This is a genomic window from Acinetobacter sp. 1566109, assembly GCF_000582255.1.
GTDB classification, from domain to species: Bacteria; Pseudomonadota; Gammaproteobacteria; order Pseudomonadales; family Moraxellaceae; genus Acinetobacter; species Acinetobacter nosocomialis.
This window is the reverse complement of the sequence record NZ_JEYB01000068.1, coordinates 1-15,995: the sequence shown is the minus strand read 5'-3', so window position 1 is coordinate 15,995 and position 15,995 is coordinate 1. Positions and strand designations below refer to the sequence as shown.

The following is a 15,995-nucleotide window of genomic DNA, read 5'->3' as shown; positions in this document are numbered from 1 at the left end:
GTAGCGTTGCACAATCGGCGTATCAATTTCATCACGAAATTGAGCGACAACAGGAGCAATTTTGTCGCGCACATCTTGTGCTGCAATTGCTGAAGAGGTATCAAGATTAAACTCTGCAATCACCATCGAAGACCCTTCACTTGAACGTGAAGTAATTTGTTTAATGCCTGAAATTGTATTGATTTGATCTTCGAGTTTTTTTGTAATATCAGACTCAACCGCTTCAGGTGAAGCACCAGCATATTGCGTAGTAACCACTACAAATGGGAAATCTACATTAGGAAACTCTTCAACGGTCATGCGCTTCCAAGAGGCTAACCCGAGTACCATTAAGCACAGCATCATCATAATGGTAAAAACGGGATACTTCACACTGATTCGGGTAAACCACATAAGCTATTTGCTACCTTATTTATTTTTTTCGGCTGTAAGCGTCACTTTTTTATTGATATCGGAATCGTCAAACTGGATACGACTTACCTGATCTGTGCTTTGTAGACCTTGTACCAAAGCAATATTTTCGTTGTAACGCTGCTCAACTACCCGAATTTTGACCTTTTGAATGGTTTGATTGCGTATCACCCATACGAAAGGATCTTGTTGCAGGTTTTGAATACTATCTAAAGGAATAGTTTGTCCTTGATTGCGATCATTTTGCAAAATAATGCCATTAATAAAAGCGCCGATACTGAGTGAATCAATTGCTTCTTTAGGACTCGCAAAGAATTCAATTTGTCGACTATCTTGATCCGCTACAGGTGAGACCCGAGTCAGTATGGCATGTAATTGTTTTGAATTACCCTGAATCTGATATTGAATAGAGCTGCCGACTTTTAGTGCAGATTGTTGCTCAATAGGCAACTTTGCCTGTATTTCTAATTGATTAGGATTAACGATTTCAAAGAGCGTTTGTCCAATCGAAACAGTTTGTCCCGGTTCAACTTGTCGTTTAGTAATGACACCTGAAATCGGGCTAGTAATAATACCATCTCGATCAGCCTTTTTAGCAATATCAACATTGGCTTGCTGAGCTCTAACACTTTCAAGTTGACCCTTATAATCTACCTGACTCTGTTCAAACTCTACACGGGCAATAAAGCCTTGATTAAGTAGTCTTTGTTTTCGGTTCATCAAATTACGTGCCAGTTCTGCTTGTGCCTGAGCTGAAGCCAGATTTGCTTCAGCTTGAGCTAAACGTGCAGCATTATCTTGATTGTTTAATCTGACTAAAACTTGGCTTTTTTGTACTTTTTGTCCCACATTTGCATTAACAGATGTTGCTGTCGCACTGACTTGAGCTTGAATAGAGCTTTGTTGTACCGCACGAATAGTTCCTGTAAAGGCAGTCTGAGCAGCAAGCGAACCTTCTTTTACAGTAATTAAATCTTGAGGAATCAGTTCAATTTTTTTTGGTTCAGATGCTGTGGTTTTTGGTGCTTCTTGCTGATGACATGCAGCTAAAATCAAACTCAGGCTAATTAAGCTTAATTTAAAAAAAGTAGAAGGGGTAAGATGCGTTGTGCGCATACAGCATCATCCTGTAATTCAAATTTTATTTTGCCCTTATTCTTGATAAAGCTGTGCGCTTATTCAAGCTTTTTTAAACGTTCGATAATATTTTCATAGTCTTTATTGGTGCGATTATAGTTTTTTGAAAGTATTTCAAGTGTTTGTTTAACCTTATTAATATTCATTAAATTGTTTTCAATTAGGGTTTTATGCCTTTCAGGAACCTTTTCACCTTTACGAAAATATTCCATTTCCTGACGTTTAAATAAAATTTTGTCTTGTTGTAATTGGCTCAGTTGTTCCTGCTGATAATTCATTTGTTTTTTGATTGCCAATAAAGCTTGGTCTCTTTTAATCAACGCAGTTTTACTATTGCTATATGCTTTTTTTAACTTGTTATCTTCTTCCCTATATCGAGCAGATAATGCACGTTGTGAAGATTGATTTAGATCAGCTTCAGAATTATAGGGATGATTTCTTTTAATGACCTGCATATTTTGATCAAGTGCCTCATATCCATAGCGAATATGAGCGGGGGTTACAGATGTACTAATATTAGCAATCCCATGCTGGTCGTAATAGCGATACCAAACAGCTTTAGGAGCACCATTTGTAGCTAAAGTTGGGGATGAGAAAAACAGGGCTCCGCAAGAAGCAATGCTTATAAAAACAGACAAGCAGGTCCTATAAAAGGCATATTTCATCCGCTTATTCATAAAATTCCCCAAAAAAGAAAGCTAAACCGCTTATTTTTAAATAATTAATCTTAAATATATTAGTTATTATTTAACTGAATAAAAATAACGACATTCTAAAAAAAATGATAATTTTTTCGAAAGTGTGATGAGGTTAAAAGTTATTGTTTATAAATGAGAAAGTAGACAAAAACCTTTCATTGAAAATAGAAGTATAGATATGTTAAAAATGCGTATAAATCTGTAAAAACAAATTTAAGTTAAATTGCATTTATATTTTATGTTATGGGGATGGAAGATTAAATGGAAGATGCGTTCCAAAATCTGAAAGTAATGGTTATTGATGACTCAAAAACTATTCGCCGTACAGCAGAAACATTATTGCAACGTGAAGGTTGTGAAGTGATTACTGCTGTCGATGGATTTGAAGCTTTATCTAAAATTGCTGAAGCGAATCCGGATATCGTTTTTGTAGATATCATGATGCCTCGTTTAGACGGTTATCAAACTTGTGCTCTGATTAAGAACTCTCAAAATTATCAGAACATTCCCGTTATCATGCTCTCTAGTAAAGATGGTCTATTTGATCAGGCAAAAGGGCGTGTGGTAGGTTCAGATGAATACTTGACGAAACCATTTAGCAAAGATGAATTGTTAAATGCGATTCGTAATCATGTAAGTTCATAATTAAGTAATTTAAGGGCAAAGAAGAAATGGCACGTATTCTTATTGTTGATGACTCACCAACAGAAACTTATCGTTTTAGAGAAATTCTAACTAAGCACGGTTACGATGTAATTGAAGCATCTAATGGTGCAGATGGTGTAACTTTGGCAAAAGCAGAACAGCCTGACTTAGTGTTAATGGATGTTGTAATGCCAGGTGTAAATGGCTTTCAGGCAACACGCCAGATTACCCGTGATGAAGACACTAAGCATATTCCAGTTGTTATTGTGAGTACTAAAGATCAGGCAACTGACCGAGTATGGGGTAAACGTCAGGGTGCTCTCGATTACTTGATTAAGCCTATTGAAGAAAAGCAACTGATCGATGTAATTAAACAATTTCTAAATTAACTCATCCATCCATAAAAACATAAATGGCGGGTCTACACCCGTCTTATAGGATCGAGTATGGCCGCGAACGGATTTATTGAGTTACTTCGTTTGTCTAAACGGGGTAATAAGAATTACGCTTCAGTCCAAAATGAAGCAGAGCGATGGTCAGGAATTGCTTTTGAAATGAGAGGGCAATACTTCGTCGCACCACTTGGGGAAGTGTCAGAGGTTATCTATCCACCAAAATATACACCTGTTCCAAATACCCAAAGTTGGGTAAAGGGACTGGCAAATATTCGGGGAAGATTACTTTCAGTTTCTGACTTGGCACATTTTATTTCAGGGCAACGAAGTTCATTTTCGGCTGCCCAAAAAGTGTTATGTATTAGCCATCAAGACCAATATGTGGGATTGGTTGTTGATCAGGTCTTGGGGATTCAACACTTTAATAAGAAAAGCTTTTTTTCTCAAAGTTCAAACTTGGAGGAAAATTTAAAAGAATATTGCCAAGGGTATTTTCACCAACACAATCAGCATTGGCATGTTTTTTTATTTAGTCGATTATTGCAAAACCCACATTACATGAATGCATCGACAAAATTTATAAACTAATTTTTATGCTGTTAATACACAGTGTATTTTTCTGGGGAGAAGCTGTATGGGCTTTAAACTTAAAAAGAAAAGTGGCAATCGTAGTGTAAACGAAAAATCGAGTGTCAACTTTATTGCGAAAATTCAGTCACAAATTGAGCAATACGCCAGTTTATTTGGGGAAAGTAAAAAGTCCAAGCCTATCCTTTATGTAGCGTTGTTATGTTTAGTATTAGCTTCAACTTCGCTTGCTTACTTGTTTTATAGTGTACCTCGACATAACGAATTAACACGTAGTATGGGTGAGTTACGTTTACTATCACAAACGATTTCTAGACAGGCTACAGAAGCGACCGCTTCTGGTTCACCTCAAGCCATGAAAGACTTGGTTGAATCGCGTCAAACTTTTGCCAAAAATATAAAAAATGTCGAAAATATTTATGGTACATCTTCAAAAGAATATAAAAAAGTAGCGACTCTGTGGAAATCTTTGTCTTATGACATTGATTTAATCTCATCACAACAGGACGTAATTAACCAGTTATATAATATGAATATCTCGATTAGTGATTCTATTCCTGAGATTCAAGCTGAATATAACTTGATGGTTGATAAGATGGTCCGCGAAAAAGTATCAAGTAATCAGGTCGTAATTGCTAAAAACCAAGTATTTATTGCGGAACGTATTTTACGATCTATTAACTCGGTTTTCGTTGGTACAGAGAACTCTGAAAACTCAGCGCATGACTTTAGTGTTGATATTGAGACTTTTGGTGTGTACTTAGATGCACAGCTAAATGGAAATGCGGAGTTGGGGGTAGCTAAAGTTGAATCTCCTGAAGTGCGTGAATCTTTGGAAGGTATCAAAACTGAATATGATAAAGTTTTAAAATCTGCTGCAACTTTTGTCCTCAAGCATACAAACCAGATCGTAAACGTACGTCAATCATCAAGTGAGATCTTCTCTCAATCTGATGCAATGTTAACTGCTTTAGGTGATCTTTCAGAGCAAACCCAATATGGCTGGAAGGCTTTTGCGTTAGTTGCTGTACTGACATTATCACTTCTTGGCTTAATTACTTCTGTTTTAAAGCTTTTATCACTTCGTAGTAAAGCAGATAAACAACGTGTAGCTACATTACAAGAAGAATATGATCGTAACCAGAATGCGATTTTACGTTTACTTGATGAAATTGCCGATCTTGCAGATGGTGACTTACGTTCATATGCAACGGTATCTGAAGACTTTACTGGTGCGATTGCCGACTCGATTAACTTTGCGATTGACCAGTTACGTGACTTAGTATCACGAATCCATGAAACTTCTCAGGAAGTTGCACGTTATACGCAAGATACTCAAAATATTACTAACCAGTTAGCAGAGGCATCTGAGCACCAAGCACAAGAAATTGCCGGTGCATCAACTGCAATGAACGAAATGGCATTGTCGATTGACCAAGTATCTGCCAACGCCTCTGAATCTGCTCAAGTAGCACAACGTTCGGTATATATTGCATCTAATGGTGCACAAGTTGTAAACCGTTCTATTGAGGGTATGGATACCATTCGTGAACAGATTCAGGAAACCTCGAAACGTATTAAGCGTTTGGGTGAGTCTTCACAAGAAATTGGTAACATCGTATCGCTCATTAACGATATTGCAGACCAAACAAACATTCTAGCCTTAAATGCAGCAATTCAAGCATCTATGGCCGGTGAAGCAGGTCGTGGTTTTGCCGTGGTTGCTGACGAAGTCCAACGTCTTGCAGAACGTTCAGCTTCGGCAACTAAACAGATTGAAACGCTTGTTAAAACGATTCAAACGGATACCAACGAAGCCGTTATTTCAATGGAACAAACGACAACAGAGGTTGTACGTGGTGCTAACTTAGCGAAAGATGCGGGTATTGCGCTTGATGAAATTCAAAAAGTATCGGGTGACTTGGCAAACTTAATTGCGAGCATTTCTGATGCAGCAAAACTTCAATCAGCTTCTGCGAGTCACATTGCTGCAACCATGACTGTTGTACAAGAAATTACTTCACAAACAACAACGGCAACCTTCGATACTGCTCGTTCTGTATCTGAATTGGCAAATATGTCGGAGTCATTACGTGAGTCAGTAACGGACTTTAAATTACCTGACTAAATTGGGGGATGAGAATAGCTATTCTCATAATAGCTATTCTTTTAAAAGTATGAGCAGCGCCAGACAAATATTGGGGAAATAGCTATTTTTCTGGTGTTGACTCTGTAGTTTTCCCCATTCAGGGGGTAAGCAAAAGAAGCCTTTGCTATGAAAGAAATATTAAAAACTTTAACTGAAGCAATGACGCTACCTGAAGATAGCTATTCTGAACAAGATGCTGAGTTTCTTGAAATTTTCGTTGAAGAAATTGAAGAAATTTTTGTTGATTTGCAACCATTATTAAATGAATGGATGCAGTCTGAGAATACTGCTACGCTCACTGAAATTCGCCGCCATTTCCACACTTTAAAAGGTTCTGGAAGAATGATCGGTGCTAAATCTTCAGCTGAGCTTGCTTGGACAGTTGAAGACACGCTTAATCGCGTAATCAATCAAACCCTTAAATTGACTCCAGCAATCCAGAGCTATGTTCAATTAGTATTTAAGTTCTATTTTCTTAAATTAGTAGATAACTTTAAGCAAAAAAGAGCACATGCAGTAGATTTTCGACCGCTTATTTTATTAGGCCAGCAACTACAACAACAGCAAAGTTTAGAACCTGCTTTAGAAGAGCTTTTACAGCTTTCAAATACGCTTACTGCCGAAACAATAACTGGGCTTGAGCTAGACTATATTGAGCAAAACTCATTGGCTGAGCCAATTGTTGAAGATTTAGATACTGAAATTGCAATAAATCTAGATGAAACTTTGACCTTGTTTATGGAAGAGGCAGAGGAGCATTTAACTACAATTCATCAGTTCTTAAATCAAGAGCTGCATCAGTATGATAGTTATAATGCCTTAATACGCGCGCTACATACTTTGCGTGGCAGTTCTGCGATGGCGCAGGTCGAAACAATTTTTGAAGCCAGTACCAAAGTTGAGCACTTATTTAAAATACTGTTGCAAGAAGAACTTTCTTCTAATTCAGATGAAATTTTATTATTACAAGAATATCGTGAGTTTATTAGAGATAGCTTAGAGCTTCTATCTAAACATAGTTCAAATGAAAAGCTTGAAGCGAGATTGCAGCAGTTTAATCAATCATGGGATGCTTACGTTGAGCAACATGGTGACCGAACAGATCCATTAACACCTTCTCATGGTTTGGTATCACAACTGTTGTTGTTAGATGTTTCTGAATTATTAGATGCAGAATTAGATTTTGAGAAAGGCATTCGTAATGAGTTTCCAGATTATCTTGAACGTCTAAGTGAACAAGCTGATCTACTGTTACAACATACACATTCTCAAGCAATGCTGGGTTTACATGAATATACCAGTCAATTGAAAGAAAGTTATGATGTATTACTTGATAAACCTCTATTATTGCAATCAGACTATATATTTGAAATTTATCAAAAAGCGCATCAACAGCTTATTCAATTGTTCGATGCCTTGGCTGCTGGTCAGCGAGTTGGTATTGTTAAGCAACATCAAAGTATTCTAGAAGAATTAAAACTTTATACCCTACATACTCCGAGCGTACACAATGACCTGTCTCAGCAAGATCCTACTTCTGTTGAGCCACTATTTAATATCGAACCAGAGCCAGAAGCTGCTGTTACGGTAGAGAATTTATCAGACTCTGCAGACTGGGCAGTATTAAGCCAGAGTGTACAGCAAGATCGCCAATATATTTCTTCTACACAGGTAAATCAAAACTTTGATCCTGACCTTTTAGATATCTTTCTTGAAGAGGCTGATGAGCTACTTGAGGGAATTGATACCGATCTCAATATTTGGGTAGGTGAGCAAGAAAACTTTGCAGCCCTGAATAATCTAATGCGCTATTTGCATACCTTGAAAGGTGGAGCAAATATGGTTCAGGCGACTTATCTAGGTTCGATTACCCATGAATTAGAAAGCATATATGAGCGTTTAATTCAAAAGCAGTTAGTTGCAACTTCACCTTTAATTGATTTTATTCGTTTAGTACAAGATGACTTGGCTGACCGTCTGCAAATCATGCGTGAACAACAATTAGATTATGCAGCTCCTTACACAATTAATGCGTTAAAACGAGCAGGTCAAACCTCTAACTTCCAACCTGTACCAGTGGTTGAAATATTTGATAGTGAAAGTGAGATCTTCTCTGAACAAGAGCTGATATCTGAAGTATTAATCGATGAAGTACCGGCAGAAATTGAGCCTGTTCTTACAGAATTAGAAGTTCATGATGATCAGATGGTATTTGATAACGTTGTTACTGAGTTAGCTACGCCAGTTGAAGCAATAACATCCGTTACATCACAAGAGAATGAAGCGGTAGTTGAAGAACAGGATATTACGGCTGTTGTTGAGCAGACATTCCTAGAAGAAGCTGCTGAATTGTTAGAAATGGCTGATGGGCTATTGAAACAATGGTTTGAGCAGCGTACAAACCGAAGTATCTTGCTTCAATTACAAAGAGCTGTGCACAGTTTGAAGGGTGGTGCACGAATGGTCGGTTTAGAAGCCGTCTACGCGATTGCCTATCAACTCGAAAATACATTCGAACAATTTGCGTTACATCACTTCAACTCGAATATTTATGACCATTTGCTCGAAAGTGCAATTGCATGGCTAAAAGATGCTATTTTCAAGCATAACTATCAGCATTTCGATGGATTACAACAAAGTTTAGAAAATATTCAATTCTTTGAAACGAATATCCAAATTCCGGCTAAGTTAACGAAAACTGATTTGTTTAGCTCAGAACCTGTGATGACCTTCATACAAGGTGATGGTACAGAACCACCACCAATGATGGGCGCATGGGAGCAAACAGAACGTCTGGATCAGAACAATGAAATGATCCGTGTTTCAGCAGACTTGATCGAGAAGATGATTGACTTGTCTGGTGAGAACTCGATTAACCGTTCACGAATTGAAATGGACTTGAGTCAGTTCGGTCATACATTGGTTGAAATGGAATTGGCTATTCAACGACTGGCCGATCAGTTACGACGAATGGAAGGCGAGTTAGAAACACAAATTATTGCTAAACACGGTATTGAGCATTCTCGCTATACCGACTTTGACCCTTTAGAGATGGACCAATATTCATCTTTAAACCAGTTATCGAAATCTCTTGCTGAATCTGCATCGGACTTGGTCGACTTTAAAAATACGTTATCTCACAAGATCAGAGATACAGAAAGTTTACTTTTACAACAGTCGCGTATTCAGGCAGAAATTCAAGAAGGCTTGATGCGAACACGATTGGTTCCATTTTCACGTTTGTTACCGCGTTTGCAGCGGATTGTGCGTCAAACATCCACAGCCTTGAATAGACCTGCTGAGCTTTTCGTAAATAATACCGAAGGTGAGTTAGACCGTAACATTTTAGAACGCTTAGTGACACCACTCGAGCATATGCTCAGAAATGCAATTGACCATGGTCTAGAAGACCGAGCACAGCGCCAAAAGGTGAATAAACCGGAAGCAGGGCGTATTGAACTGAACATTCAGCGTCAAGGAACAGACGTTGTTGTTGTCTTTAGCGATGATGGACAAGGTATTGATGTAGAAAAAGTCCGCCAAAAAGCACTGCTTGCTGGTCTGATCAAGCCAGAACAAGATTTAGAAGAGCAAGATATTCTACAGCTAATTTTCCATCCAGGTTTAAGTACCGCAGAACAGATTACTCAGATTTCTGGACGTGGTGTTGGTCTTGATGTCGTACAGAGCGATATTAAAGCTTTAGGTGGACATGTTAGCGTTGACTCTGTTTATGGTAAGGGAACAACATTTACGATACGTGTACCGACTACTGTAGCTGTAAGTGATGCCTTAATGGTAAAAGTGGCAGATCAGCAATTTGCAATTCCACTTGCTCAAATTGATCGAATTGTTCGAGTTTCGCCTGCTTCTTTAGAGCAGTATTTTGAAAGTCCTAAAGAACTATTTGAATATGAAAATAAGCGTTATCCATTACGTTATCTTTCAGAATTTGTTGGTAATCAACCAATGCCACGACTAAATGGCATGATGTATTCATTACCTGTCTTAATGATTAAAGCCAACAATGGCCAAACTGTGGCGTTACTTGTCGATCAGTTAATTGGTTCTCGAGCTCAAATTGTAGTGAAACCAATTGGTCAACAGTTCTCTAGCATTGGAGCAATTGCAGGTGCGACCATCTTAGGTGATGGACAGGTTTGTTTAATTTTAGACGGGCAAAATATTGCGCGACAAATTCAGTCTACACCGCGTCATAAACAGCTTAGTGAAGCAGTATATAGACAACGTGAATCAGACGAGCGCCGTCTCGTTATGATTGTCGATGACTCCGTAACTGTACGTAAGGTAACGTCTCGATTACTTGAACGCCAAGGCTACGATGTTGTTACGGCTAAAGATGGCGTTGATGCCATAGAACAGCTAGAAAATATTAAGCCGGATTTGATGCTGCTTGATATTGAAATGCCACGTATGGATGGTTTCGAAGTACTTAATCTCGTACGACATCATGATATGCATCAATACATGCCAATTATTATGATTACATCCAGAACAGGCGAAAAACATCGTGAACGGGCATTCTCGTTAGGTGTAAGTCAATATATGGGTAAACCGTTCCAAGAAGAAGAGTTACTAGAAAATATTGATGCTTTACTTGTAGCATTTGAAAGTGAGGTCAAATCATGAAAGGTAGTGTAAATACATCTTTGATCGGTAATATGGACCAACAAGAGCTACAGCATCTTATTACGGTTTCAACTGGTTTTATTGATGCCTATATCATTGAATGTAATGATGAGGTACCTATGCTGTTGCCGCAAAATATTGTGTTATCTGCCATGGACGTAAAAAATGGCGTAAAACATATTGAGTGGCATGATGTAAAGCTACCTATATACTCAGTCCATAATGCAACTGATCAATATGCTGTAGCACTGGTAATTGAAGGGGAAGATATCAGCCAACGTTTTGCTTTAATGTGTAAAACTATGCCGATCTCTGTTCGTTTACGTATTTCTGAAATTGTTGATGAAATAGATGAATACCAAGAAGCTGAACAGCACCCTACAGTATTTAAATATGTGCGTATGCAAGATCAACGCTACCACATACCTAACCTAGAATATATTGAAAAAACTCTAGGTTTATAAAGAAAAAAAGGAACTCAAATGAGTTCCTTTTTTATAAAAATTAAATAAATTTTAAAATATAAAATCATATATTCCAGTATAGAGATAAGCATTCAAAAGAATGCTATATAAAGATTCTCAAAAATAAATTATCTAATTTAATAACCACGAATTATATTTCAGAATTTTCAAATACATATTCATAATTAAAAATAATAAAAAAGCACCCTAAAGAGGATGCTTTTTATATAGATCAATGATCTTTAAGCTTTTAAGCAAGTAAGTTTTCTAAAATTTGCTCATAAATATCAGTTAAAGGATCAAGATCGTGTACATCTACATGTTCATTAATTTGATGAATAGTTGCATTTAGAACACCGAGTTCTAAAACTTGTGCACCTGTTGGCGCAATAAAACGTCCGTCAGATGTACCACCACTAGTAGATAGCTCAGTCTCAGTACCAGTTACGTTCAAAATAGCAGTTTGAGCGGCATTAACTAATTCACCTACTGGCGTCAAAAATGGCAAACCAGATAAGTTCCAGTCAATCTCATATTGCAAACCATGTTTATCTAAAATTTCATGAACACGCTGTTTAAGCTGCTCAGCTGTAACTTCTGTTGAATAACGGAAGTTAAAAGTAACTTCTAAAGTACCTGGAATGACGTTGGTTGCACCAGTACCCGAATGAATATTTGAAATTTGGAATGAAGTTGCAGGAAAGTATTCATTTCCATTGTCCCAAACAGTTTGGCATAACTCTGCTAAGGCAGCCGAAGCTTCATGAATGGGATTGCGAGCTAAGTGAGGATAAGCCACATGACCTTGCTTGCCGTGAACATGTAGTACGCCATTTAAAGAACCACGACGGCCATTTTTAACAATATCACCTAATTTACTTGTACTTGATGGTTCACCGACCAAACACCATGTAATTTTTTCATTACGCTCTTCAAGTGTTTCAATAACTTTAACTGTACCGTTAACAGCAGGGCCTTCTTCATCTGAAGTAATTAAAAAAGCAATTGAACCTTTATGGTCTGGATGCTTTGTTACGAAACGTTCAGATGCAACCACCATTGCAGCCAACGCAGTTTTCATATCAGCTGAACCACGACCATAAAGTTTGCCATCACGAATTTCTGGTGCAAATGGGTCTGAATTCCATGCATCTAGACGACCTGTTGGAACAACATCGGTATGTCCAGCAAAACAAAACACAGGACCTTCAGTGCCGCGTCGAGCCCATAAATTGTCAACGTCCCCAAAACGCATTGGTTCAATATGAAAGCCAGCTTTGGCTAGACGATCAGCCATAATAGTTTGGCAAGTATGGTCAACAGGAGTAACAGAAGGCTGTTGTAAAAGTTCTAAGCTAAGCGAGAGAGTGTCTGAGTGGTTCATACCGGAAATTGCATGCTGAGTAGGGGAAATATAGTCCGATATAATAGGCGAATCTCTGAAGGTTGGGTATTTAAAAATAAAAAAACCTTATCGAAGTGATAAGGTTTTTCGAAGCTGTGCATAACTTACATTTTATTCTCAGTTTTTTGTGCGGTATTACTTACAGCATCACCAGCTTTAGAGACATCTTTACCAAAACCCTTGAACGTATTACAGCCAGTTAATACAAATGCAATCATTACAGACGCGACTAAAACTTTTTTCATCATTTTCTCCGTTTAAATTTAATAATGAAGTAAATTTAGATTAAAAAACAAACGTAAAAAGAAACATGACTATTTAATAGTAAAAACGTTATAAATTGTTTCTAGAAGTCTATACCTACTTGTAAAGTGGCATTTTTTCGTTGTTAACGGGTGCTAGGCTTAGTAGAGGAGGACGTCTAAACATATAAAACTGTGTATCTTCGTTGTTCTTACAATATAAGCCATCTGTCCACCAATAAGCAGCGTTTGAACTTGCTTGTCTATTAGGACAAAGCCATTCATGTCTTTCTAGACGATAAAATTTAGAGTCAGGAATAGTTGTGCCCCAGTATCCGAGTCGACGTGTTGAATTTACCCAATTGGGTATGGGTTGTTTTTGGCCTAAATTCAAAGGTAGGTAGAGCTGGCCTTTTAAAATAGCAAAACGCTGTTGTACCTTAAAATTTAAAGCTTCTGAAAATTGGAACTGCTTATCGGTAAAGTGATACAGCTTTTTGCTCAAAGTATCTTCTCTATTTAAGCCAATCCATTGTTCTAAATTTAACTGACCTTCACCCAAGTAATATTTTAGAGCAACTTCCCAGTGTTCAACTTGTTGTGTTTCTTTATTTAAAATTAAGAAATCAAGTTCACCTAAAGTTCTTGCACCCTCAATTTTTTGAATACTATGGCCTAACAACTGATAAGAATGGTATTGATCTTCCTGTAACCAAAACCAAAGTAAATTCTCAAAACGTAAACCTAAACGTGTACTTTTAAGGCGAGACATAAATTGGAGTAAAGGCTCAGGCATCTCATCAAGCTGGTGTAAACGCGGTAAATAATTTTGAAAATGTTGTTTCCAAGTCTGATCAGAATGTAATTGAAAACTATGCCGAATAGAGAGGCTTTGGGGAAGTTGGCAAAGTAAATTAGGACTAGCAATGGTAAATGCTAATTGTCTTACCATTGGGTGGTTGAACTGTAACCATGGTTCAAAATAGGATGTCTTAACTGAGGCAATATTCATACGTTTAGTACTCGAAATAATTCATCCCAATTTCATGGTCGATCAACAAAACAATACCAGAAAAACACTTTATACTACGATCAACAATAGCTTAAGGTTTATATATGCGAACATTGTTTTGGCGAACTCTGGTCGTGATTTTTATCACGCTTGGTATTATTGGAGCAATTTTACCAGGCATGCCGACAACAGTGTTTCTTATTCTGGCTGCTTGGGCTGCCTCAAAGGGATGGCCTCAAATGGATGCATGGTTGTTAAATCATCCAAAATATGGACCAACTCTACGTGACTGGCGAGCAAATGGCACAGTACCGCGTAAAGCGAAGTGGATTGCCAGTATTATGATGACCGTAAGCGGTATTTTAATGCTGTTTACTTCTGCACCATTTGGGGTGAAAGTTTTCACTGATACTACCATGCTCGTTGTTGCAATTTGGTTATGGCTACGCCCTGAGCCAAAAATAAAAGATTGATAATCTTTTATTTTTGGCGCAAGACAAGCGGTGAAACCGCGCGTAGATAAAAGAAGATTGATAATCTTTTAATTTTGGCGCAAGACAAGCAGTGAAACTGCGCGTAGATAAAAGAAGATTGATAATCTTTTAATTTTGGCGCAAGACAAGCAGTGAAACTGCGCGTAGATAAAAGAAGATTGATAATCTTTTAATTTTGGCGCAAGACAAGCAGTGAAACTGCGCGTAGATAAAAGAAGATTGATAATCTTTTAATTTTGGCGCAAGACAAGCAGTGAAACTGCGCGTAGATAAAAGAAGATTGATAATCTTTTAATTTTGGCGCAAGACAAGCAGTGAAACTGCGCGTAGATAAAAGAAGATTGATAATCTTTTAATTTTGGCGCAAGACAAGCAGTGAAACTGCGCGTAGATAAAAGAAGATTGATAATCTTTTACTTGTGACGTATGACAAGTTTTCCATTAATTTTTATTAAAGCTCAAAATAGTTGAGTTGATATAAGAGAAGAAATTCGATGTTCCAATTTAAACTTGAAGATGCAGATATTCTTATCGATTTAGCAAATCAAACTTTAAGCCTCCCTAAACATAATAAGTTTTATGTGGTTTCTACGGGTAAGAATGGAATTGGGGAACAGGAAAATACGGGGAAAACCCCACGCGGATGGCATCGGGTTGCCAAAAAATTTGGTATGCAATCTCCCAAAAACGCAGTTTTTATTGCACGACAACCCACAGGTGAAGTCTATAGCAGTGAATTAGCCGCACAATTTCCTGAGCGAGATTGGATATTGTCACGCATTCTTTGGCTAGATGGTCTAGAAGAGGGCTTTAATAAAGGCGAAGGCCACGACACTATGCAACGTTATATTTATATTCATGGTACACCTGATAAAGAACCGATGGGGGTTCCAATGTCACATGGGTGCATTCGAATGCGTAATGAAGAAATTATTGAATTGTTTGATTTAGTCTCTGAAGATGCGCTTGTCTATTTGTCTGAACAATCTTTAACCTAAAATGGGATTTTAAAGATTATTGTTTAATTAGCCGAATGATCAAAATATTAAAATAAGTGCTTAAATAAAATACAAAAAATTGTTTTTTACTTAATAATGACTTATTTTTAATCATTCATTCGCATTTTTTTGAAAAGTTGTCGAAAAGCGTTTGACACCTGTTAAAGATTCTCTATAATGCACCTCACAAACGATGAAGACGTTAAGGGCGCTTAGCTCAGTTGGTAGAGCGTCTGCCTTACAAGCAGAATGTCGGCGGTTCGATCCCGTCAGCGCCCACCAAGCCTTTACGTTAAGCTCTCAAGTGCAGCGGTAGTTCAGTTGGTTAGAATACCGGCCTGTCACGCCGGGGGTCGCGGGTTCGAGCCCCGTCCGCTGCGCCACTTTTATAAAACGCTTTTGCAGGGCGCTTAGCTCAGTTGGTAGAGCGTCTGCCTTACAAGCAGAATGTCGGCGGTTCGATCCCGTCAGCGCCCACCAAGCCTTTACGTTAAGCTCTCAAGTGCAGCGGTAGTTCAGTTGGTTAGAATACCGGCCTGTCACGCCGGGGGTCGCGGGTTCGAGCCCCGTCCGCTGCGCCACTTAAGACTTAACATCGTTTACCCCACAATTGCGATATTGTGAAAGTGCAGCGGTAGTTCAGTTGGTTAGAATACCGGCCTGTCACGCCGGGGGTCGCGGGTTCGAGCCCCGTCCGCTGCGCCACT

14 protein-coding genes and 5 tRNA genes are annotated in these 15,995 nt (G+C 38.1%); 13 read left to right on the top strand and 6 right to left on the bottom strand.

The window, feature by feature from the left end; genetic code table 11:
* The 3 genes from J582_RS22130 to J582_RS22120 form a co-directional block, all read right to left on the bottom strand.
* Positions 1–393, bottom strand: a 393-nt coding sequence (locus tag J582_RS22130; protein ID WP_171073059.1) for an efflux RND transporter permease subunit, incomplete at its 3' end; no start/stop codon positions are given.
* A 15-nt stretch (positions 394–408) separates the two neighbouring features.
* Complete coding sequence (locus J582_RS22125) at positions 409–1,527, bottom strand: efflux RND transporter periplasmic adaptor subunit (protein WP_031981663.1); 1,119 nt, start codon at positions 1,525–1,527, stop codon at positions 409–411.
* A gap of 59 nt (positions 1,528–1,586) precedes the next feature.
* The gene (locus J582_RS22120) at positions 1,587–2,225 is read right to left on the bottom strand and encodes a hypothetical protein (RefSeq protein ID WP_031981665.1); all 639 of its coding nucleotides are present in this window, start codon (positions 2,223–2,225) and stop codon (positions 1,587–1,589) included.
* Between the two features lie 282 nt (positions 2,226–2,507).
* On the opposite strand from J582_RS22120, the gene pilG reads away from it, so the two are divergent.
* From pilG to J582_RS22090, 6 genes are all read left to right on the top strand, one after another.
* Positions 2,508–2,891, top strand: a complete 384-nt coding sequence (gene pilG / locus J582_RS22115; protein WP_000389061.1) for a twitching motility response regulator PilG — start codon at positions 2,508–2,510, stop codon at positions 2,889–2,891.
* 26 nt (positions 2,892–2,917) lie between these two features.
* Positions 2,918–3,280 (top strand): response regulator, encoded by a 363-nt coding sequence (locus tag J582_RS22110; RefSeq protein WP_002051151.1) that lies wholly within the window; start codon positions 2,918–2,920, stop codon positions 3,278–3,280.
* A 57-nt stretch (positions 3,281–3,337) separates the two neighbouring features.
* On the top strand, positions 3,338–3,874 hold the full coding sequence (locus tag J582_RS22105; protein WP_004885375.1) for a chemotaxis protein CheW: 537 nt from the start codon (positions 3,338–3,340) through the stop codon (positions 3,872–3,874).
* 46 nt (positions 3,875–3,920) lie between these two features.
* The gene (locus J582_RS22100; RefSeq protein ID WP_032048603.1) at positions 3,921–6,002 is read left to right on the top strand and encodes a methyl-accepting chemotaxis protein; all 2,082 of its coding nucleotides are present in this window, start codon (positions 3,921–3,923) and stop codon (positions 6,000–6,002) included.
* Positions 6,003–6,149: 147 nt separating this feature from the next.
* Positions 6,150–10,673: a hybrid sensor histidine kinase/response regulator gene (locus J582_RS22095; protein WP_031981667.1), complete on the top strand. Its 4,524-nt coding sequence runs from the start codon at positions 6,150–6,152 to the stop codon at positions 10,671–10,673.
* Positions 10,670–11,137 (top strand): hypothetical protein, encoded by a 468-nt coding sequence (locus tag J582_RS22090; protein WP_002051358.1) that lies wholly within the window; start codon positions 10,670–10,672, stop codon positions 11,135–11,137. Before J582_RS22095 ends, J582_RS22090 begins: the two co-directional genes overlap by 4 nt.
* A gap of 250 nt (positions 11,138–11,387) precedes the next feature.
* Here J582_RS22090 and dapE read toward each other — a convergent pair whose 3' ends face one another.
* From dapE to J582_RS22075, 3 genes are all read right to left on the bottom strand, one after another.
* Entirely contained in the window at positions 11,388–12,521 is a 1,134-nt protein-coding gene (gene dapE, locus J582_RS22085) for a succinyl-diaminopimelate desuccinylase (protein ID WP_031981669.1), read from the bottom strand.
* Positions 12,522–12,646: 125 nt separating this feature from the next.
* A complete protein-coding gene (locus tag J582_RS22080) occupies positions 12,647–12,790 on the bottom strand; it encodes an entericidin A/B family lipoprotein (protein WP_002051109.1) in 144 nt (47 codons plus the stop codon).
* A 112-nt stretch (positions 12,791–12,902) separates the two neighbouring features.
* Positions 12,903–13,796: a DUF1853 family protein gene (locus tag J582_RS22075; RefSeq protein ID WP_031981670.1), complete on the bottom strand. Its 894-nt coding sequence runs from the start codon at positions 13,794–13,796 to the stop codon at positions 12,903–12,905.
* 104 nt (positions 13,797–13,900) lie between these two features.
* Between J582_RS22075 and J582_RS22070 the strand changes: the two genes are divergently transcribed.
* The 7 genes from J582_RS22070 (at position 13,901) to J582_RS22040 (ending at position 15,993) form a co-directional block, all read left to right on the top strand.
* Complete coding sequence (locus J582_RS22070; protein ID WP_031981671.1) at positions 13,901–14,269, top strand: YbaN family protein; 369 nt, start codon at positions 13,901–13,903, stop codon at positions 14,267–14,269.
* A 515-nt stretch (positions 14,270–14,784) separates the two neighbouring features.
* The gene (gene elsL, locus J582_RS22065) at positions 14,785–15,288 is read left to right on the top strand and encodes a cell wall-recycling L,D-carboxypeptidase ElsL (RefSeq protein WP_002051179.1); all 504 of its coding nucleotides are present in this window, start codon (positions 14,785–14,787) and stop codon (positions 15,286–15,288) included.
* 206 nt (positions 15,289–15,494) lie between these two features.
* A tRNA-Val gene (locus tag J582_RS22060) sits at positions 15,495–15,570 on the top strand.
* 24 nt (positions 15,571–15,594) lie between these two features.
* Positions 15,595–15,671 (top strand) — tRNA-Asp (locus J582_RS22055).
* A 21-nt stretch (positions 15,672–15,692) separates the two neighbouring features.
* Positions 15,693–15,768 (top strand) — tRNA-Val (locus J582_RS22050).
* 24 nt (positions 15,769–15,792) lie between these two features.
* Positions 15,793–15,869 (top strand) — tRNA-Asp (locus tag J582_RS22045).
* 47 nt (positions 15,870–15,916) lie between these two features.
* Positions 15,917–15,993, top strand: a tRNA-Asp gene (locus J582_RS22040).
* The last annotated feature ends 2 nt before the right edge of the window (positions 15,994–15,995 follow it).